The 19,879-nt window shown below is 60.2% G+C and carries 17 protein-coding genes; 11 read left to right on the forward strand and 6 right to left on the reverse strand.

Annotated elements, in window-relative coordinates:
* Nucleotides 1–693: 693 nt before the first annotated feature.
* Nucleotides 694–1,989, reverse strand: coding sequence for a glycine-betaine demethylase subunit GbcA (gene gbcA, locus ACI514_RS27865; RefSeq protein ID WP_016986282.1), 1,296 nt, complete (start codon nt 1,987–1,989; stop codon nt 694–696).
* Between the two features lie 296 nt (nt 1,990–2,285).
* Between gbcA and gbcB the strand changes: the two genes are divergently transcribed.
* On the forward strand, nt 2,286–3,386 hold the full coding sequence (gbcB, locus tag ACI514_RS27870; protein ID WP_160059702.1) for a glycine-betaine demethylase subunit GbcB: 1,101 nt from the start codon (nt 2,286–2,288) through the stop codon (nt 3,384–3,386).
* A 208-nt stretch (nt 3,387–3,594) separates the two neighbouring features.
* Here gbcB and ACI514_RS27875 read toward each other — a convergent pair whose 3' ends face one another.
* Both ACI514_RS27875 and ACI514_RS27880 read right to left on the reverse strand, forming a co-directional pair.
* Complete coding sequence (locus tag ACI514_RS27875) at nt 3,595–4,419, reverse strand: SDR family oxidoreductase (protein ID WP_405122744.1); 825 nt, start codon at nt 4,417–4,419, stop codon at nt 3,595–3,597.
* Between the two features lie 174 nt (nt 4,420–4,593).
* Entirely contained in the window at nt 4,594–5,634 is a 1,041-nt protein-coding gene (locus ACI514_RS27880) for a low specificity L-threonine aldolase (RefSeq protein ID WP_016772826.1), read from the reverse strand.
* Nucleotides 5,635–5,760: 126 nt separating this feature from the next.
* Between ACI514_RS27880 and ACI514_RS27885 the strand changes: the two genes are divergently transcribed.
* The 8 genes from ACI514_RS27885 (at nt 5,761) to fdhA (ending at nt 15,868) form a co-directional block, all read left to right on the forward strand.
* Nucleotides 5,761–6,471 (forward strand): TraX family protein, encoded by a 711-nt coding sequence (locus ACI514_RS27885; RefSeq protein ID WP_405122745.1) that lies wholly within the window; start codon nt 5,761–5,763, stop codon nt 6,469–6,471.
* 272 nt (nt 6,472–6,743) lie between these two features.
* Nucleotides 6,744–7,997: a serine hydroxymethyltransferase gene (locus ACI514_RS27890; RefSeq protein ID WP_007913117.1), complete on the forward strand. Its 1,254-nt coding sequence runs from the start codon at nt 6,744–6,746 to the stop codon at nt 7,995–7,997.
* 20 nt (nt 7,998–8,017) lie between these two features.
* Nucleotides 8,018–9,268: a sarcosine oxidase subunit beta gene (locus ACI514_RS27895; RefSeq protein WP_003206307.1), complete on the forward strand. Its 1,251-nt coding sequence runs from the start codon at nt 8,018–8,020 to the stop codon at nt 9,266–9,268.
* Nucleotides 9,269–9,282: 14 nt separating this feature from the next.
* The gene (locus ACI514_RS27900; RefSeq protein ID WP_007913119.1) at nt 9,283–9,612 is read left to right on the forward strand and encodes a sarcosine oxidase subunit delta; all 330 of its coding nucleotides are present in this window, start codon (nt 9,283–9,285) and stop codon (nt 9,610–9,612) included.
* Entirely contained in the window at nt 9,609–12,626 is a 3,018-nt protein-coding gene (locus tag ACI514_RS27905; RefSeq protein ID WP_160059698.1) for a sarcosine oxidase subunit alpha, read from the forward strand. Before ACI514_RS27900 ends, ACI514_RS27905 begins: the two co-directional genes overlap by 4 nt.
* A gap of 160 nt (nt 12,627–12,786) precedes the next feature.
* Entirely contained in the window at nt 12,787–13,419 is a 633-nt protein-coding gene (locus tag ACI514_RS27910; RefSeq protein WP_160059697.1) for a sarcosine oxidase subunit gamma, read from the forward strand.
* A 216-nt stretch (nt 13,420–13,635) separates the two neighbouring features.
* Nucleotides 13,636–14,493 carry a formyltetrahydrofolate deformylase gene (purU, locus tag ACI514_RS27915; protein WP_405122746.1) on the forward strand — a complete coding sequence of 286 codons (858 nt, stop codon included), beginning with the start codon at nt 13,636–13,638 and terminating at the stop codon, nt 14,491–14,493.
* Between the two features lie 175 nt (nt 14,494–14,668).
* Nucleotides 14,669–15,868, forward strand: a complete 1,200-nt coding sequence (fdhA, locus tag ACI514_RS27920) for a formaldehyde dehydrogenase, glutathione-independent (protein WP_093429915.1) — start codon at nt 14,669–14,671, stop codon at nt 15,866–15,868.
* Nucleotides 15,869–16,134: 266 nt separating this feature from the next.
* On the opposite strand, the gene ACI514_RS27925 is transcribed toward fdhA, so the two are convergent.
* On the reverse strand, nt 16,135–16,809 hold the full coding sequence (locus tag ACI514_RS27925) for an anti-sigma factor domain-containing protein (protein WP_405122747.1): 675 nt from the start codon (nt 16,807–16,809) through the stop codon (nt 16,135–16,137).
* Entirely contained in the window at nt 16,806–17,441 is a 636-nt protein-coding gene (locus ACI514_RS27930; protein ID WP_405122748.1) for an RNA polymerase sigma factor, read from the reverse strand. The genes ACI514_RS27925 and ACI514_RS27930 overlap by 4 nt, the downstream gene beginning before the upstream one ends.
* Nucleotides 17,442–17,590: 149 nt before the next feature.
* Here ACI514_RS27930 and ACI514_RS27935 point away from each other — a divergent pair, with 149 nt between their 5' ends.
* Nucleotides 17,591–18,148, forward strand: coding sequence for a DUF2780 domain-containing protein (locus tag ACI514_RS27935; RefSeq protein ID WP_160059694.1), 558 nt, complete (start codon nt 17,591–17,593; stop codon nt 18,146–18,148).
* Between the two features lies 1 nt (nt 18,149).
* Here ACI514_RS27935 and ACI514_RS27940 read toward each other — a convergent pair whose 3' ends face one another.
* Nucleotides 18,150–19,037 carry an acyltransferase gene (locus tag ACI514_RS27940; RefSeq protein ID WP_160059693.1) on the reverse strand — a complete coding sequence of 296 codons (888 nt, stop codon included), beginning with the start codon at nt 19,035–19,037 and terminating at the stop codon, nt 18,150–18,152.
* 306 nt (nt 19,038–19,343) lie between these two features.
* Between ACI514_RS27940 and ACI514_RS27945 the strand changes: the two genes are divergently transcribed.
* Nucleotides 19,344–19,847 (forward strand): ATP-dependent zinc protease, encoded by a 504-nt coding sequence (locus ACI514_RS27945; RefSeq protein ID WP_007909997.1) that lies wholly within the window; start codon nt 19,344–19,346, stop codon nt 19,845–19,847.
* Nucleotides 19,848–19,879: the final 32 nt, after the last annotated feature.

The raw sequence follows: 19,879 nt of genomic DNA on the forward strand, positions 1-19,879 counted from the left end.
GTGTTCGCCCCTCTCTACACCCCACGCCATTCAAGCCCTACAGCCCTCCGATCAAAAAACAACCAGCCTAAGTCACGGATTTTCAGGGCTTTTTCGCCAGGATAACTTGGAAAGTTGCCCCCAATCTCTGTTGGCGCTTCTGTGGATAAGATGTTCGCTATCCGCTGAAGCCCATACAAACCGTGGCTTTCGAAGGGGTGATCAAAAAACAGTCAATTCGTAAGTTTCCGGACTTAATTCCCGCGCAAAACCCCGATTTCACACAGCCTCCAACGCTTTTCCACAGACAAGGCAAAGTTACCCCCGAACTCTGTTGGCGCTTCTGTGGATAACGTGTTCGCCATCCTCTACAGGCCATGCAGGACGTGGCCTCCATGAATATGATCAAAAATTAACCAGTGCGTCTTGCAAACCGTGCTTCTGGATAAGTCACGATTTTTCTTCACAAATCAGTCAGTTATTTTTTCGTTCATCCACAGTTACCCCCATTTGCTGTGGGTGGGTGTGTGGATAACTTGTTTGCGGAAGGCTGGGGGGCTTGGTGGGTATAGGGTGTGGGGTGGTTGGTCAAAAATTGTGCAATCTGGTTTCAGAGATGTAATGACTTTCATGACGCCTTCGCGAGCAGGCTCGCTCCCACATTTGGAATGCATTCCACCTGTGGGAGCGAGCCTGCTCGCGAAGCTTTTGCTTTTAGCCCTGAACCGGGACGCCTTTGAGGTATGGCGCAGGCTCGGCGCCGAGGTTGTTCAGCAGGCGCTCGCTGTACCAGTCGACGAAGTTGACCACGCCAAACTCATAGGTCTTCGAATACGGCCCAGGCTGATAAGCCGTCGAATTGATCCCGCGCTGGTTCTCTTCCGCCAGACGCCGGTCCTGATCGTTGGTCGCATCCCACACCTGACGCATACGCTCGACGTCGTAATCAACACCTTCAACCGCATCCTTGTGCACGATCCACTTGGTGGTGACCATGGTTTCCTGCGCGCTGATCGGCCACACGGTGAAGACGATGATGTGGTCGCCCATGCAGTGGTTCCACGAGTGCGGCAGGTGCAGGATGCGCATCGAACCCAGATCCGGGTTCTTGATCCGGCCCATCAGTTTCGCGCAGCCCTGTTTGCCGTCGAGGGTCATCGACACGGTGCCCTTGAGCAGCGGCATGCGCACTATGCGGTTGCGCAGGCCGAAGCTGGCGTGGGCGTAAGGGATCTTCTCGGCTTCCCAGGCCGCGGCGGAGGCAGCGACGTGATCCTTGAACGCCTGATCGGCGCGCGGGTCGGTGACGTCGTCCCATTCCAGCAGGGTTTTCAGCAGTTCCGGGTGCGACGCGTTGCAGTGGTAGCACTCGCGGTTGTTTTCCAGCACCAGTTTCCAGTTGGCCTTTTCGAACAAGGTGGTTTGAATCGCCACCTTGGTGTTCTCCATGTCGTACGGTTCCATGTAATGGTTCAGCGTCGACAGGAAGTCATCGATGGCCGGCGGGTTCTCGGCCAGGCTGATGAAGATGTAACCGCCGGCCGTCTTCACGTTCACCGGTTTGAGGCCGTACTGCTTCATGTCGAAGTCGGCGCCCATTTCGGTGCCGGCGAACAGCAGACGCCCGTCCAGCTCATAGGTCCACTGGTGGTAGTGGCAGACCAATTTGGCGACCTTGCCTTTTTCACTGGTGCACAGACGCGAGCCACGGTGGCGGCAGACGTTGTGGAAGGCATGCACCACGCCTTCGGCGCCACGGATGACGATGATCGGATTCTTGCCGATCTGCAGGGTCAGGTAGTTGCCCTTGGCCGGGATCTCGCAGGTCATGCCGGCGATCAACCACTCTTTCTGGAAGATCTCCTGCATGTCGATATCGAACAGCCGTTCATCGCTGTAGAACGGTTGCGGCAGCGAAAAGGTGCGCTCGCGCTCTTGCAGCATTTGTGCGGTGGCCTTGCGTGCGGGTTCCAGCGGATCGCCCAGGCTGATTTTTGCGGTGACGTCCATCGATGTGATCCTCATGGCCATCTGCGTGGCCGGCGAAAGTGGCTGATCAGGTGTGCTGCTAACGGTTGCTACGCAAGGTGTAAAGAAGCTGTCTTGGTGTTGGGGCGAGTGTGGGCCCGGCGCAGGGCGCAACCTTATCCATGGGCGACATGGTGCAATCTGTTCCCGACGCGCAACCCCCGGTGGTTGGGGGCTGGTCGCGATAAGTATGCCGATGTCGCGGATAGGTAAACGGGCGGTTCGCGCTATACGCAGAATCGCCGACATGAGGCCGACAGTCGGCCGTGGAGAACAGCATGTCCAACAGCTTCCTGAATCCGGTCACCACCCAGACCTGGGCCAATGGCCGACACATCGTCCGTTGCGTCAAAGTCATCCAGGAAACCTGGGACGTGCGCACCTTCTGCTTCATGGCTGACCAGCCGATCCTGTTCTTCTTCAAGCCCGGGCAGTTCGTGACCCTGGAGCTGGAAATCGAAGGCCAGCCGATCATGCGTTCGTACACCATCTCCAGCTCGCCGTCGGTGCCGTACAGCTTTTCGGTGACGATCAAGCGCGTGCCGGGCGGCAGGGTTTCCAACTGGCTGCACGACACACTTCATGAGGGGCAGGAGCTGGCGGTGCACGGGCCGGTCGGGCTGTTCAATGCCATCGACTTCCCGAGCCCGAAAGTGCTGTATCTCAGTGGCGGCGTCGGTATCACGCCGTGCATGTCGATGGCGCGCTGGTTCTACGACACCAACGCCAACGTCGACATGACCTTTATCCACAGCGCGCGCTCACCGAAAGACATCATTTACCACCGCGAGCTGGAGCACATGGCGTCGCGGATCGACAACTTCAGTCTGCACCTGATTTGTGAGAAGCATGGCTTGGGTGAACCGTGGGCCGGTTATCGCGGTTACCTGAACCACAAGATGTTGGAATTGATGGTGCCGGACTTCCTTGAGCGCGAAGTGTTCTGCTGCGGGCCGACGCCTTACATGAATGCGGTTAAGCGGTTGCTGGAAGTGGCCGGTTACGACATGTCGCGTTATCACGAGGAATCCTTCGGCGCCACGCCACCGGAAGCCCGTGCTGATGCGGTGGAGCAAGCCGAGCAGGCTGCGGATGCACCGGAAATCGATGCGGCGGATCTGCATCAGGTCGAATTCACCTCGTCCGGCAAGAGCATTCGTGTGGCACCGGGCGAGACGGTGCATGCGGCGGCGGCCAAGCTGGGCTTGATGATTCCGAAGGCGTGCGGGATGGGGATTTGCGGGACGTGCAAGGTGCTCAAGCTGGGCGGCGAGGTGGAGATGGAGCACAACGGCGGGATTACCGAGGACGATGAGGCTGAAGGGTTTATCTTGTCGTGCTGCAGTGTGCCTAAAGGCGACGTCCGAATCGATTTCTGACTGGGCGATTTTATGCGTTCGGCTTACCCCTCACCCCAGCCCTCTCCCAGTGGGAGAGGGAGCCGACCGAGGTGTCTGGCGTCCTGCATCGACCTGAACGACCTTATCGATTATGGATTCGGTAGAGCAGTTGCACGTCGGCGTAATTCTCAAATATCCCCCAATCAGTCCCCTCTCCCTCTGGGAGAGGGCTAGGGTGAGGGGCTTTTCAGTCGATAAACAAATCCGTCATCAACGCCGCATTACTCTCCGGTTCAAACCGGTAATGCTCGAACTCGCTTACACCGCTCTCCCGCAAAATCTCCTCATCAATCAACAACCGCCCGGTAATCTGCCGTCCACTACTTTCCAGAATCACATGCGCCGCATCCGCCATGATCGAAGGCAGGCGCGCCTGTTTGAACGACTCCCGATTCCCCAACTGAAACTCGATCGCCGCTGTAGCAATCATCGTCTGCGGCCATAGCGAATTGACGCTGATGCCGTAACCGGCAAACTCCTCACTCATCCCCAGCGTCAGCATGCTCATGCCGTACTTGGTCACGGTGTAAGGGCTGAACTGTGCAAACCACTTGCTCGCCAGATTCAGCGGTGGCGACAGGTTGAGAATGTGCCCGGCGGACTTCTTCAGATAGGGCAGGGCGGCCTGGCTGCACAGCAACACCGCCCGGGTGTTGATCTGGTGCATCAGGTCGAACCGCTTGAGTTCGATGTGTTGCACACCGGTGAGCTTGATCGCCCCGGCGTTGTTCACCAGTGCATCGATGCCGCCGAAGTGCTCATTGGCCTGCGCAAGCGCTTTGCGCACAGCCTCTTCATCACGCACATCCACTTGCAGGGCCAGAGCCTTGCCGCCCGCCGCCTCGACTTCCGCCGCGACGCTGTGAATGGTCCCGGGCAACTTGGCGTGGGGTTCGGCGCTCTTCGCCGCAATCACGATATTGGCCCCGTCTCTGGCGGCCCGCAGCGCAATCTCACGACCAATGCCACGGCTGGCGCCGGTGATGAACAGGGTTTTGCCTTGTAACGACATGTCGATGCTCCTGCTTATTGTTATGTGAGCAGAGGGCTCGACAGACAATGTAGACCAAGCAGAAGCACAACCTGTGTAGGAGCTGCCGAAGGCTGCGATCTTTTGATTTTGTTTTTTAAGATCAGAAGATCGCGGCCTTCGGCAGCTCCTACAGGGGGAGGGTGTAGCGTCAGGTCAGGCGGACATGACTTCGCGGATGTCGCGGGCCAGTTCGCGGACGCGTTCTTCTTCGGTGTCCCACGAGCACATGAAGCGTGCGCCGCCCTTGCCGATGAAGGTGTAGAAGCGCCAGTTCTTCGCGGTCAGGGCGGCGATGGCCGGTTCCGAGAGTTGCAGGAACACGCCGTTGGCCTGCACCGGGAACATCAGTTCGACGCCGGGAATGTCGCTGACCAGTTCTGCCAGCAGTTGCGCGCAGTGGTTGGCGTGGCGGGCGTATTTGAGCCAGGCGTCGTTTTCGAGGATGCCGACCCACGGTGCCGAGAGGAAGCGCATTTTCGACGCCAACTGACCGGCCTGCTTGCAGCGATAGTCGAAGTCTTCCGCCAGTTTGTGGTTGAAGAACAGGATCGCCTCACCCACGGCCATGCCGTTCTTGGTGCCGCCGAAGCACAGCACGTCGACGCCGGCCTTCCAGGTCAGATCCGCTGGCGAGCAACCGAGGAATGCGCAGGCGTTGGAGAAGCGCGCGCCGTCCATGTGCAGGTGCAGGCCCAGCTCTTTGCAGGTGGCGCTGATGGCGCGGACTTCTTCCGGGGTGTAGACGCTGCCGACTTCGGTGGCCTGGGTCAGGGTGACCACGCGCGGTTTCGGGTAGTGAATGTCCTGACGCTTGAGCGCGACTTCGCGGATCGATTGCGGGGTGATCTTGCCGTTTTCAGTGCCGGCGATCAGCAGTTTCGAGCCGTTGGAGAAGAATTCCGGGGCGCCGCATTCGTCGGTTTCGACGTGGGCGGTTTCCGAGCAGATCACGCTGTGGTAACTCTGGCACAGCGACGACAGGGCCAGCGAGTTGGCGGCGGTGCCGTTGAAGGCGAAGAACACTTCGCAGTCGGTTTCGAACAGTTTGCGGAAATGATCGGCCGCGCGCGCGGTCCATTCATCGTCGCCATACGCGCGCTGATGGCCGTGGTTGGCCTGCTCCATCGCGGCCCAGGCTTCAGGGCAGATTCCGGAATAGTTGTCGCTGGCGAATTGTTGGCTCTTGTCGGTCATGGCCGGCTTCCGTGGTCGAGACTCTTGTGAAGGCTCGTGGTCAATGATGGTGCGCACTTTACCGAAGATCTTCCGGGGAGCACACGGGATGTCGCTGGCAGAACAGTACATGGACGCAGGCCGATTATGCACCTGAGAAAACGTGACGGCGCGCTGGATCTGCTCAAGTGGCTGGCGCTGTTGAGCATGTTGTTCGATCACCTGCGATATGTCGGGTTCTCCGCCGATTGGCTGTATGTGCCGGGGCGGTTGGCGTTTCCGTGGTTTTGTCTGGCGATGGCGGCGAACCTGTCGCGCGATGGTTCGCGGAGGATGGAATGGCGCTATCTGGGCTGGTTGTTGCTGTTCAGTGCGGTGAGCGAAATACCGTATCGGTTGTACATTCCAGAGCCGGATACGTTGAATGTGATGCCAACGCTGGCGCTGGGGTTGTTGGTGGCGCGGGGTTGGCAGGATCCCTCGATCACGTCGCGATTGCTGGGCGTTGCTGCGCTGGTGCTGGCGATAGTTTTCCCGGAACGACTGATGTTCGGCTTCTTCGGGGTTCTGCTCCCGTTGGCGATGCTGTTGATGTTTCGCCGCCCTTGGTACTTCAGCTTGCTGCCGGGTTTGATATGCCTCGCAGCGAATCAGTGGCAAGTGCTTTACGACTCGGCAAGGTTCGGTAGCAGCGTCGCCATTCTCGGTATTGCGACGTGCCTATTTGCGCCAATGCTCGGAATGTTCCTGTTGCGACATGCGCGACATCTCCAGCCGCCACCAATGCGGCGCTGGGCCTACGCCCTGTATCCCGCGCATTTTCTCCTGCTGCTCACGGTTCGCCAGTTGATCGCATAATCCCCTGTAGGAGTGAGCCTGCTCGCGATGGCGGCGTATCAGCCAACATTTGCTCAGCTGACCCACCGCCATCGCGAGCAGGCTCACTCCTACAGGGATCTGCGCAGATTCAACAAGGCATTTCAGGCCATGTCGTAAACGCACCTTTGCGTGGCGCGCGCAGGCATTTGAGCTGTCTGCGCCGGTCATACCATCGGCATCAAAGGGCACTGCCTTCATTGCCAGTGCCTTACCGAGACGAATGGCGCACAGATGCCGCTGGGAGAGACGCGATGTTCAGCAAGCAAGACCAGATCCAGGGTTACGACGATGCACTGCTGGCGGCGATGAATGCCGAGGAGCAACGTCAGGAAGATCACATCGAGCTGATCGCGTCAGAAAACTACACCAGCAAACGCGTGATGCAAGCGCAAGGCAGTGGCCTGACCAACAAATACGCCGAAGGCTATCCGGGCAAGCGCTACTACGGTGGCTGCGAGCACGTCGATAAAGTCGAAGCGCTGGCCATCGAGCGGGCCAAGCAACTGTTCGGCGCCGATTACGCCAACGTCCAGCCACACTCCGGTTCATCGGCCAACAGTGCTGTTTACCTGGCGCTGATCCAGCCGGGCGACACCATCCTCGGCATGAGCCTGGCCCACGGTGGTCACTTGACCCACGGCGCCAAAGTGTCGTCTTCGGGCAAGCTCTATAACGCTGTGCAGTACGGCATCAACACCGACACCGGGCTGATCGATTACGACGAAGTCGAGCGTCTCGCCGTCGAATCCAAGCCGAAAATGATCGTCGCCGGTTTCTCCGCTTACTCGAAGACTCTGGACTTCCCGCGCTTCCGTCAGATCGCTGACAAGGTCGGCGCGCTGCTGTTTGTCGACATGGCCCACGTTGCCGGTCTGGTTGCCGCCGGTCTGTACCCGAACCCGCTGCCGTACGCCGACGTGGTTACCACCACTACGCACAAAACCCTGCGCGGTCCACGTGGCGGGCTGATCCTGGCCAAGTCCAACGAAGAGATCGAGAAGAAGCTCAACGCGGCGGTATTCCCCGGCGCTCAGGGCGGCCCGCTGATGCACGTCATCGCCGGTAAAGCCGTGTGCTTCAAAGAAGCACTGGAGCCGGGCTTCAAGGCGTATCAGCAACAAGTGATCGACAACGCTCAGGCGATGGCCAGCGTGTTTATCAAACGTGGCTACGATGTAGTGTCCGGTGGCACCGACAACCACTTGTTCCTGGTCAGCCTGATCCGTCAGGGCCTGACCGGCAAAGATGCCGACGCCGCCCTTGGCCGTGCCCACATCACCGTCAACAAGAATGCCGTGCCGAACGACCCGCAATCGCCGTTCGTGACCTCGGGCCTGCGCATCGGCACCCCGGCCGTCACTACTCGCGGCTTCAAGGTGACCCAGTGCGAAGTGTTGGCTGGCTGGATCTGCGACATCCTCGACAACCTCGGCGATGCCGATGTCGAGGCCAATGTTGCCCAGCAAGTGTCGGCCCTGTGCGCAGACTTCCCGGTTTATCGCTGAGTGTTCTGGAGTAACTGACTATGCAACGCTATTCGGGCTTCGGCCTCTTCAAACACTCCCTCAGCCACCACGAAAACTGGCAGCGCATGTGGCGCACGCCAACGCCGAAAAAAGTCTACGACGTGGTCATCGTCGGCGGCGGCGGGCACGGTCTGGCGACCGCCTACTATCTGGCGAAAGAACACGGCATCACCAACGTCGCCGTGGTCGAGAAGGGCTGGCTGGGCGGCGGTAACACCGCGCGCAACACCACCATCGTGCGTTCCAACTACCTGTGGGACGAGTCGGCGCACCTCTACGAACACGCGATGAAATTGTGGGAAGGCCTGTCGCAGGACCTCAACTACAACGTGATGTTCTCCCAGCGTGGCGTCTACAACCTGTGCCACACCCTGCAGGACATCCGTGATTCCGAGCGTCGGGTCAGCGCCAACCGCCTCAACGGCGTCGATGGCGAGCTGCTCAACGCCAAGCAAGTCGCTGACGAGATTCCGTACCTCGACTGCTCGAAAAACACTCGCTACCCGGTGATGGGCGCCACCGTTCAGCGTCGCGGCGGCGTCGCCCGTCACGATGCCGTGGCCTGGGGCTTTGCCCGTGCCGCCGACGCCTTGGGCGTGGACTTGATCCAGCAGACCGAAGTCATTGGTTTCCGCAAGGAAAACGGCGTGTGCATCGGTGTTGAAACCAACAAGGGTTTCATCGGCGCCAAACGCGTCGGTGTGGTCACTGCCGGTAACTCCGGGCACATGGCCAAACTCGCCGGTTTCCGTCTGCCGATCGAATCCCACCCGCTGCAAGCGCTGGTGTCCGAGCCGATCAAGCCGATTATCGACAGCGTGATCATGTCCAACGCCGTGCACGGTTACATCAGCCAGTCCGACAAGGGCGACCTGGTGATCGGTGCCGGCATCGACGGCTACAACGGCTACGGCCAGCGCGGTTCGTACCCGGTGATCGAGCACACCATTCAGGCCATCGTCGAGATGTTCCCGGTACTGTCGCGCGTACGCATGAACCGTCAGTGGGGCGGCATCGTCGACACCACCCCGGACGCTTGCCCGATCATTTCGAAAACCCCGGTACCGAACATGTTCTTCAACTGCGGTTGGGGCACCGGTGGTTTCAAAGCGACACCTGGCTCGGGCAACGTGTTTGCCGCGAGTCTGGCCAAGGGTGAAATGCACCCGTTGGCCGCACCGTTTTCCATCGACCGTTTCCACAACGGCGCACTCATCGACGAACACGGCGCTGCTGCCGTCGCCCACTAACAGGAGAAATCCCCATGTTGCATATCTTCTGTCCTCACTGCGGCGAACTGCGCTCCGAAGAGGAATTCCACGCATCCGGTCAGGCGCACATTCCGCGCCCGCTCGACCCTGGCGCCTGCACCGACGAGGAGTGGGGCGACTACATGTTCTTCCGCGACAACCCGCGCGGTCTGCACCACGAACTGTGGGATCACGTCGCCGGTTGCCGCCAGTATTTCAACGTCACCCGCGACACCGTGACCTACGAGATTCTCGAAACCTACAAGATCGGCACCAAGCCGCAATTCACCGACAAGGCTGATTCGGCGAAAACAGCCACGACGGCGCTGGGAGAGAAGGTATGAGCCAGACCAATCGCCTGTCCAACGGTGGACGGATCGACCGCAACAAAGTGCTGAGCTTCACCTTCAACGGTCAGAGCTACAAAGGCTTCGAGGGTGACTCGCTGGCCGCCGCGCTGATCGCCAACGGCGTCGACATCATCGGGCGCAGCTTCAAGTACTCGCGTCCTCGCGGGATCTTCGCTGCCGGTGCCGAAGAGCCGAACGCGGTGCTGCAGATCGGCGCTACCGAAGCCACGCAGATTCCCAACGTGCGCGCCACGCAACAGGCGTTGTATCAAGGGCTGGTTGCGACCAGCACCAACGGCTGGCCGAGCGTCAACAACGACATGATGGGCATTCTCGGCAAGGTCGGCGGCAAGCTGATGCCGCCGGGTTTCTACTACAAAACCTTCATGTACCCGCAATCGTTCTGGATGACTTACGAGAAGTACATCCGTAAGGCAGCAGGTCTTGGCCGCTCGCCGACCGAGAACGATCCGGACACCTACGACTACATGAACCAGCACTGCGACGTGCTGATTGTTGGCGGTGGCCCGGCCGGTCTTTCTGCTGCACTGGCCGCTGCGCGCAGCGGTGCTCGCGTCATTCTTGCCGACGAGCAGGAAGAGTTCGGCGGCAGCCTGCTCGATTCGCGCGAAAGCCTCGACGGCAAACCTGCGATGGAGTGGGTTGCCAGCGTCATCACCGAACTGAAAAACACCCCGGACGTGCTGATCCTGCCGCGCGCCACGGTCAACGGTTACCACGACCATAACTTCCTGACCATTCACGAACGCCTCACCGATCACCTCGGCGACCGTGCGCCAATCGGTCAGGTGCGTCAGCGCATCCACCGCGTTCGCGCCAAGCGAGTGGTGCTGGCGACCGGTGCTTGCGAGCGTCCGCTGGTTTACGGCAACAACGACGTGCCGGGCAACATGCTCGCTGGTGCGGTGTCGACTTACGTGCGCCGTTACGGCGTAGCGCCGGGCAAGAAACTCGTGCTGTCGACCAACAACGACCACGCTTATCGCGTTGCTCTGGATTGGCTCGATGCCAGTCTGCAAGTGGTCGCCATCGCCGATGCGCGCAGCAATCCGCGTGGTGCGTTGGTAGAAGAGGCCCGCGCCAAAGGCATCCGCATCCTCACCGGTAGCGCCGTGATCGAGACCCGAGGCAGCAAGCGTGTCACCGCTGCCCGCGTCGCCGCGATTGATGTCAAAGCGCACGCCGTGACCAGTCCGGGCGAATGGCTGGACTGCGACGTGGTAGCCAGCTCCGGCGGCTATAGCCCGGTGGTTCACCTGGCCTCGCACTTGGGCGGCAAGCCGACCTGGCGCGAAGACATCCTCGGTTTCGTGCCGGGCGAAGCACCGCAGAAACGCGTGTGTGTCGGTGGCATCAACGGTGTTTATGGTCTCGGCGATTCGCTGGCCGATGGTTTTGAAGGTGGCGTGCGCGCCGCTGCCGAAGCCGGTTTCCAGACCGTCGAAGGCGTGTTGCCAAAAGCCTTGAGCCGTCACGAAGAACCGACGTTGGCGCTGTTCCAGGTGCCGCATGAAAAGAACACCGCACGGGCGCCGAAGCAATTCGTCGACCTGCAAAACGACGTGACCGCCGCCGCCATCGAACTGGCGACCCGTGAGGGTTTCGAATCGGTCGAGCACGTCAAACGCTACACCGCGCTGGGCTTCGGCACCGATCAGGGCAAGCTTGGCAACGTCAACGGTCTGGCCATTGCCGCCCGTTCGCTGAACGTGACCATTCCGCAGATGGGCACCACCATGTTCCGTCCGAACTACACGCCGGTGACTTTCGGTGCTGTGGCTGGCCGTCACTGTGGGCACATCTTCGAGCCGGTGCGTCACACCGCGCTGCATGCCTGGCATGTGAAGAATGGCGCCGAGTTTGAAGACGTCGGTCAGTGGAAGCGCCCATGGTACTTCCCGAAAAACGGTGAAGACCTGCATGCCGCCGTCAAGCGTGAATGCAAAGCCGTGCGCGACAGCGTCGGCCTGCTCGACGCTTCGACCCTCGGCAAGATCGACATCCAGGGCCCGGATGCCCGCGAGTTCCTCAACCGCGTTTACACCAACGCCTGGACCAAGCTCGACGTGGGCAAGGCTCGTTACGGTTTGATGTGCAAAGAAGACGGCATGGTCTTCGACGACGGTGTCACGGCGTGTCTGGCCGACAACCATTTCGTCATGACCACCACCACCGGCGGCGCGGCTCGCGTGCTGCAGTGGCTGGAGCTGTACCACCAGACCGAATGGCCGGACATGAAGGTCTACTTCACTTCCGTCACCGATCACTGGGCGACCATGACCCTGTCCGGGCCGAACAGCCGCAAGCTGCTCAGCGCCGTGACCGACATTGATCTGAGCAACGAAGCGTTCCCGTTCATGACCTGGAAAGAAGGTCTGGTCGGCGGCGTGCCGGCGCGGGTGTTCCGCATCTCGTTCACCGGTGAGCTGTCGTACGAAGTCAACGTGCAGGCCGACTATGCGATGGGCGTGCTGGAGAAAATCGTCGAGGCCGGCAAGCAGTACAACCTGACCCCGTACGGCACCGAGACCATGCACGTCCTGCGTGCCGAGAAGGGCTTCATCATTGTCGGCCAAGACACTGACGGCTCGATGACCCCGGACGACTTGAACATGGGCTGGTGCGTGGGTCGCACCAAACCGTTCTCGTGGATCGGCCAGCGTGGGATGAACCGTGAAGACTGCGTGAAGGATCAGCGTAAGCAATTGGTCGGTCTGAAGCCGATCGATCCGAATGTCTGGCTGCCGGAAGGTGCGCAGTTGGTGTTCAACACCAAGCAGGCGATTCCGATGACCATGGTCGGCCACGTGACCTCCAGCTACGCGCACAACTCCCTCGGTTATTCGTTTGCCATGGGTGTGGTCAAGGGCGGTCTGAAGCGTCTCGGTGAGCGGGTGTTTGCACCGCTGGCGGATGGCAGCGTGATCGAGGCGGAGATTGTTTCTTCGGTGTTTTTTGATCCGAAGGGTGATCGCCAGAATATTTGATGGTTCGGCGCCTGGGGAGTGCAGTTGCGCTGCGGTGACTTCATCGCGAGCAGGCTCACTCCTACAGGTGATCGCGTACCCCTTGTAGGAGTGAGCCTGCTCGCGATAGCGGTAGATCTGCCTACACAGGGCTCAAGTCAGAATTCAGCAAAGGTGCTTTATGACCACAGCCAATGTTTACCAACAACGCCCGACCACCGGCGCCAAGGCCGAGTCGTCGCTGCACCATGCCGACCTCGCCAGCCTGGTCGGCAAGGGCCGCAAGAACGCCGGCGTGATCGTGCGTGAAAAGAAACTCCTCGGTCACCTGACCATCCGTGGCGATGGCCACGATGCCGCGTTCGCCGCCGGTGTGCACAAAGCCCTGGGCATTGAATTGCCCGGCGCTCTGAGCGTCATCGTCAAAGGCGAAACCAGCCTGCAATGGATGGGCCCGGATGAGTGGCTGCTGATTGTGCCAAGCGGTGAAGAGTACGCCGCCGAACAGAAACTGCGTGAAGCGCTCGGCGATCTGCACATCGCGATCGTCAACGTCAGCGGCGGCCAGCAAGTGCTCGAACTGAGCGGGCCGAATGTACGTCAGGTGCTGATGAAGTCGACCAGCTATGACGTGCACCCGAACAACTTCCCGGTCGGGAAAGCGGTCGGCACGGTGTTCGCCAAGTCGCAGCTGATGATTCGACATACCGCTGAAGACACCTGGGAATTGCTGATTCGTCGCAGCTTTTCGGATTACTGGTGGTTGTGGTTGCAGGATGCATCGGCTGAGTACGGGTTGAGCGTTCAGGCCTGAAAGATCAAGAGCTACCCCCTCACCCCAGCCCTCTCCCCCAGGGGGGAGAGGGGGAAAGGGAGCAGATTTGTGGAGTTTTCGAGCCTGAGTTCGCCGCGATATTTCAGGTCGGCGTAGCTCGAAACAACACCTCGGTCAGTCCCCTCTCCCTCTGGGAGAGGGCTAGGGTGAGGGAAAACCTGACACCCCGCACAAAAGAACAGGAGTCACCGCACCATGAGCCGCGCCCCAGACACATGGATTCTGACCGCCGACTGCCCCAGCGTCCTCGGCACCGTGGACGCGGTGACGCGTTTCCTGTTCGAGCAGGGCTGCTACGTCACCGAGCACCATTCGTTCGATGACCGCCTCTCCGGGCGTTTCTTCATTCGCGTGGAATTTCGTCAGCCCGACGGCTTCGACGAACAGTCCTTCCGTGCCGGCCTCGCCGAACGCGGCCAGGCCTTCGGCATGATCTTCGAGCTGACCGCGCCGAACTACCGGCCAAAAGTGGTGATCATGGTCTCCAAGGCCGATCACTGCCTCAACGATTTGCTCTACCGCCAGCGCATTGGCCAGTTGTCGATGGACGTCGCGGCGGTGGTCTCCAATCACCCGGATCTGAAACCGCTGGCCGACTGGCACCAGATTCCCTACTACCATTTCCCCCTCGACCCCAACGACAAGCCGTCGCAGGAGCGTCAGGTGTGGCAAGTGATCGAAGAGTCCGGCGCCGAACTGGTGATTCTCGCCCGCTACATGCAGGTGTTGTCGCCGGAACTGTGCCGCAAGCTCGATGGCAAGGCGATCAACATTCACCACTCGTTGCTGCCCGGCTTCAAGGGCGCCAAGCCGTATCACCAGGCCTACAACAAGGGCGTGAAACTGGTTGGCGCGACGGCGCATTACATCAATAACGACCTCGATGAAGGGCCGATCATTGCCCAGGGCGTCGAGGTGGTGGATCACAGTCATTACCCTGAGGATCTGATTGCCAAGGGGCGGGATATTGAAGGCCTGACACTTGCGCGGGCGGTTGGGTATCACATTGAGCGAAGGGTTTTCCTCAACGCCAATCGCACGGTCGTTCTTTAGATAGCTATCGCGAGCAGGCTCACTCCTACAAGGGGTACGCATTCCAATGTAGGAGTGAGCCTGCTCGCGATAGGGCCATAACAAGCAACGCAAAACCAACAAGCAATACCCGAGCATTCAACGCGCTGCCTGCCTGGGCAACGCGGTTCCATAAAAACAACAGCGAGGTGAAAGCATGTCTGGCAATCGTGGTGTGGTGTATCTCGGCGCTGGCAAGGTCGAAGTACAGAAAATCGACTATCCGAAAATGCAGGACCCGCGCGGTCGCAAGATCGAGCACGGGGTCATTCTCAAAGTGGTTTCCACCAATATCTGCGGCTCCGACCAGCACATGGTGCGCGGCCGTACCACGGCGCAGACCGGTCTGGTGCTGGGCCACGAGATCACCGGCGAGGTGATCGAAAAAGGCTCCGACGTCGAAAACCTGAAAATCGGTGACCTGGTTTCCGTACCGTTCAACGTGGCTTGCGGGCGCTGCCGTTCCTGCAAAGAGCAACACACCGGCGTCTGCCTGACCGTCAACCCGGCCCGTGCCGGCGGCGCATACGGCTACGTCGACATGGGCGACTGGACCGGTGGCCAGGCTGAATACGTGCTGGTGCCATACGCCGACTTCAACCTGCTGAAACTGCCGGACCGCGACAAGGCCATGGAGAAAATCCGCGACCTGACCTGCCTCTCCGACATCCTCCCGACCGGTTACCACGGCGCCGTGACGGCAGGCGTTGGTCCGGGCAGCACCGTTTACATTGCCGGCGCTGGTCCGGTCGGTCTGGCCGCCGCTGCCTCTGCGCGTTTGCTCGGTGCGGCGGTGGTGATCGTCGGCGACGTCAACACCATCCGCTTGGCCCACGCCAAAGCCCAGGGTTTTGAAATCGTCGACCTGTCGAAAGACACGCCGCTGCACGAACAGATCGCCGCACTGCTGGGCGAACCGGAAGTGGATTGCGCGGTGGACTGCGTCGGCTTCGAAGCACGCGGCCACGGCCACGACGGCGTCAAAGCCGAAGCGCCGGCCACCGTGCTCAACTCACTGATGGGCGTGGTTCGCGTTGCTGGCAAGATCGGTATTCCAGGTCTGTACGTCACCGAAGATCCGGGCGCTGTGGATGCCGCGGCGAAAATGGGCAGCCTGAGCATTCGCTTCGGTCTGGGCTGGGCGAAATCCCACAGCTTCCACACCGGCCAGACCCCGGTGATGAAGTACAACCGTCAACTGATGCAGGCGATCATGTGGGATCGCATCAATATCGCCGAAGTGGTGGGCGTGCAGGTGATCAGTCTGGATCAGGCGCCGGAAGGTTACGGCGAGTTCGATGCGGGCGTGCCGAAGAAGTTTGTGATTGATCCGCATAAGTTGTTTAGTGCGGCGTAGGCTTAAGCGCAATACAAAGCGGCGACCTCAGGGTCGCCGTTTTTGTTGCAAGCCAAGGTCAAGAGCTACCCTCATCGGAACGCCGCCCGCCCAGCCCTCTCCCGGAGGGAGATGGGGCCAACCGAGGTGTCTTGCGTCGTACATCGACCTGAAAGATCGAGTCGACTATGGATTCAACGCAAGTCTTTCACGTCGGCGTATTACGTCAATATCCCACGGTCAGTCCCCTCTCCCTTTGGGAGAGGGCTAGGGTGAGGGGCTTTGCTTTACAGCGCCGCCAGCGCCCCTTGATACAGAACCGGTCCGGTCGGTTGCCCAGTCGGCGAGCCACCTTTAGGTTCCAGACTGACCGCCAAAGCAATCGGTTTGCCGATCAACATCTTCTGCGCTTCGTTCAACTCAACCTTGCCTTTGCCACCCGCCGGAATGACCCCAAGCGAGATCGGTTTGCCGTCAGCCGGAATCGCCCACAGTTCCAGGCTGCGATCCGCATCAACCGCCGCCAGCGTCAGCGGCTCGACCTGCAGATAATCCGCATGCGCCTCGACCTTCAGCGCCGGTTGCGCATCAGCGGTCAACAGCGTGGCGCGGTAGCGGGCGTCGTCGCGGTTGTACAGCGAGCCGAGGAGCACCAGCACGGCAATGGAGCAGATCGCAGCGGTGAGTCGCAGCCAGTTCCAGAATGGCCGTTTCTCAGGCACATGCAGCACCTGCGGTTCGATGCGCGCGGTGATGCCTTGCCACACGCGGTCGGGCACCGGATGTTCCGGCAGCGCTTCGGTGAGAGAGACGAGGCTTTCCTGCCATTGCGCCAGTTCAGCCCTTAATGTCGTGTCATCCAGCAGCAACTGTTCAAAGCGCCGCCGCGCAGGTGCAGACATCAGGCCAATCGCGTAATCGGCGGCGAGGGCGCGGCGCAGGGCAGGGGTCTGGTAATTCATGATTCAAGGCACCGACGCAGACGTTCCATGCCACGGCGGATCCACGATTTCACCGTTCCCAGTGGCGTGGCCAGATGTTCGGCGAGTTCCGTGCACGACAATCCTTGAAAGTAGGCCACGGTGATTGACTGGCGCTGCATGCTTTCGAGGGTCTCCAGGCAGCGGTTCAGCGCATGAGCTTCGCGGGCGCTGTTCAGTTGGTCGTGAGCCGAGGGGCTTTCGTCCGGCAGGGCGTCCTGTTCGAGGTCAGTCAGTGGCCGGTCACGGTGTTTGCGCAACTGATCGATGGCTTGATTGCGAGTGATGTTGATCATCCAGGTCAGCGGCGCGGACAGGTGCGCTTCGTAGCGCGAGGCGTTGTTCCAGATGCGCACGAAGGCTTCCTGCAGCACTTCTTCGGCCAGATCGGCACGGCCCATAAAGCGCAGGGCAACGCCATGCAAGCGTGGGCCGACACTGCGATAGAGCGTTTCGAAGGCGCGACGATCACCCAGTGAACACTGGGCCAACAACTGTCGCAGCTGATCGGTGTCGGCGATGGAAATGACGACTCTCCAGGCAAAGGTCGGGCGACGAGGGCTGGGCTCGGACTGTTCACAGGCTAGTTCAGCGACAGCGGTTGTGCCATTCATCACGAGGGTGTCCGGGATTTCACGTTTTATATACGTGAGCCGGATGAAAATGGATGCGCCGCGCCGGAACATGCCGGCGGATACCCGGTCAAACCGGCAGTTTCACTGCCCGTTCACCGGGTGGTTTTTACAGCGCAAGAGGATGTCTGATGAAGATTTCACGCGGTTTTACCTTGGCATCGCTCCTGACCCTGGCCGCCGGGCCGGTGTTTGCCGGTTTCAGTCTGAACGACGTCGCTGGTGCGGTTTCGGGGATGCAGGGCGGTGACAAGGCGGCCGCTGCGGCGCCGACCTCGGAAACCGCCGGTTTGCTCAGTGCCCTCAGTGCGCTGGATGTCACGCCGGAGCAAGCCGTTGGCGGCACCAGTGCGATGCTTGGTCTGGCGAAGAATCAATTGAGCAGTACCGATTATTCGCAGTTGGCCAAGGAAGTGCCGGGCATCGACAAACTGTCGGGTGGCAGCGGCAATCTGGCGGCGTTGGGGGCTTTGCTCGGTTCGTCCGGCAAATCCGCCGGTCTGGAAAACGCGCTGGGCAACGTCAAGGACACCAATGACCTGAACAATGCCTTCAGCGCATTGGGCATGGACAGCGGCATGATCGGCCAGTTTGCCCCTGTGCTGTTGCAATACCTCGGTCAGCAGGGCGTCGGCGGTTCGCTGCTGAGCAGCCTGGGCAGCATCTGGGGCGCCGGCACCGGTAGCTGATTCAGCCGCGCTCGCTGCGCAGTTCGGCGATGCGCTGATCCTTCTCGTTCCAGAGCCGGTTGACCCAGCTCTGGACCGTCTGGCGAAACGCCGGATCATTCTCGTAATCGCCCTGCCACAGCGCCGGGTCGAGTTCGCGGGTCTTGATGTCGATGATCACGCGCGGCACGTTGCCGCTGATCAAATCCCAGAAACCCGGGATCTTCGCCTGTGGATACACCACGGTGACGTCGAGAATCGCATCCAGTTGTTCACCCATCGCCGCCAGGACAAACGCCACGCCGCCGGCCTTGGGCTTGAGCAAGTGGTTGAAGGGTGATTGCTGCTGCGCGCTTTTCGCGGCGGTGTAGCGCGTGCCTTCCAGATAATTGACCACAGTCACCGGCTGACGCTTGAACAGCTCGCAGGCCTGTTTGGTGATTTCCAGATCCTTGCCGGCCAGCTCCGGGTGCTTCGCCAGGAATGCCTTGGTGTAGCGCTTCATGAACGGGTAATCCAGCGCCCACCACGCCAGCCCCAGAAACGGCACCCAGATCAGTTCCTTCTTGAGGAAGAATTTGAAGAATGGCGTGCGGCGGTTGAGGGTCTGGATCAGCGCCGGAATATCGACCCACGACTGGTGGTTGCTGACCACCAGATACGAAGTGTCACCGCGCAAATCTTCGCCACCGCGAATGTCCCATTGGGTGGGAATGCACAGGCGGAAAATCAGCTTGTCGATTTCCGCCCAGGTCTCGGCGATCCACATCACCGCCCCCGACGCGTAATCGCGCCAGCGGCCTGGTGCGATCAGTTTGAGCAGGGCGAAAACCAACAACGGCCCGATCAGGATCAGGGTGTTGAGCAACAGCAGCAGGGTGACGAAACAGCCGGTGAGCAGGCGGCGCATAAGCAACTCTTTGCAAACGGATGGGCGCGCCATGATAAGCAGCTTCGCGCGGCAGGCCAAATCGGTGGTGACGAATGTTTCACTTTTGGGCCGGTATGCTTTGCTTCAAGCGTTGTGTTGAATGTGCTGTCCTCTTCGCGAGCAGGCTCGCTCCCACACTGGATTCAGGTGTATTAAAAATGTCTGCTCAGCACAAAACCCTTTGGGAGCGATCCTGCTCGCGAAAGCGATTCAAGGCGAACGAATGACTCAATGGGTGTCTAAAATCCCAGTCTGCCGCCCTCATTTTCCAAGGAAACCCCTTACGTGAAATCCCTCCTTGCACTGTTTGCCCTCGTCGCCCTGCCGGTCATGGCCGCCGAGCCGACCCTGTACGGGCGCTATGAATACATTGCGCTGCCGGAAATCGGTGGTGAAGTGCTCAAGGCCAAGATGGACACCGGCGCACTGACCGCCTCGCTGTCGGCCAAGGACATCGAAACCTTCACCCGCGATGGCGATGAATGGGTACGGTTCCGCCTCGGCACCAAGGACGCCAGCAACAAGGTCTACGAACACAAGGTCGCACGGATCAGCAAGATCAAGAGCCGCTCGGATGAAGAGGATGAGGGCGAAAGCACCGAAGTCGCCAAACGTCCGGTGGTCGATCTGGAGCTGTGCCTGGGCAACGTCAAGCGTACCGTTGAGGTCAACCTGACCGACCGCAGCAACTTCAACTATCCGCTGCTGATCGGTGCCAAGGCCTTGCGCGAATTCGGCGCGGCAGTAAACCCGGCACGGCGCTTCACGGCCGACAAGCCGGACTGCTGAGCCAAGTGGTCTCATTGACGTAACGTCAGGCT

The organism is Pseudomonas sp. M20 (genome assembly GCF_045037865.1).
Taxonomy (GTDB): domain Bacteria; phylum Pseudomonadota; class Gammaproteobacteria; order Pseudomonadales; family Pseudomonadaceae; genus Aquipseudomonas.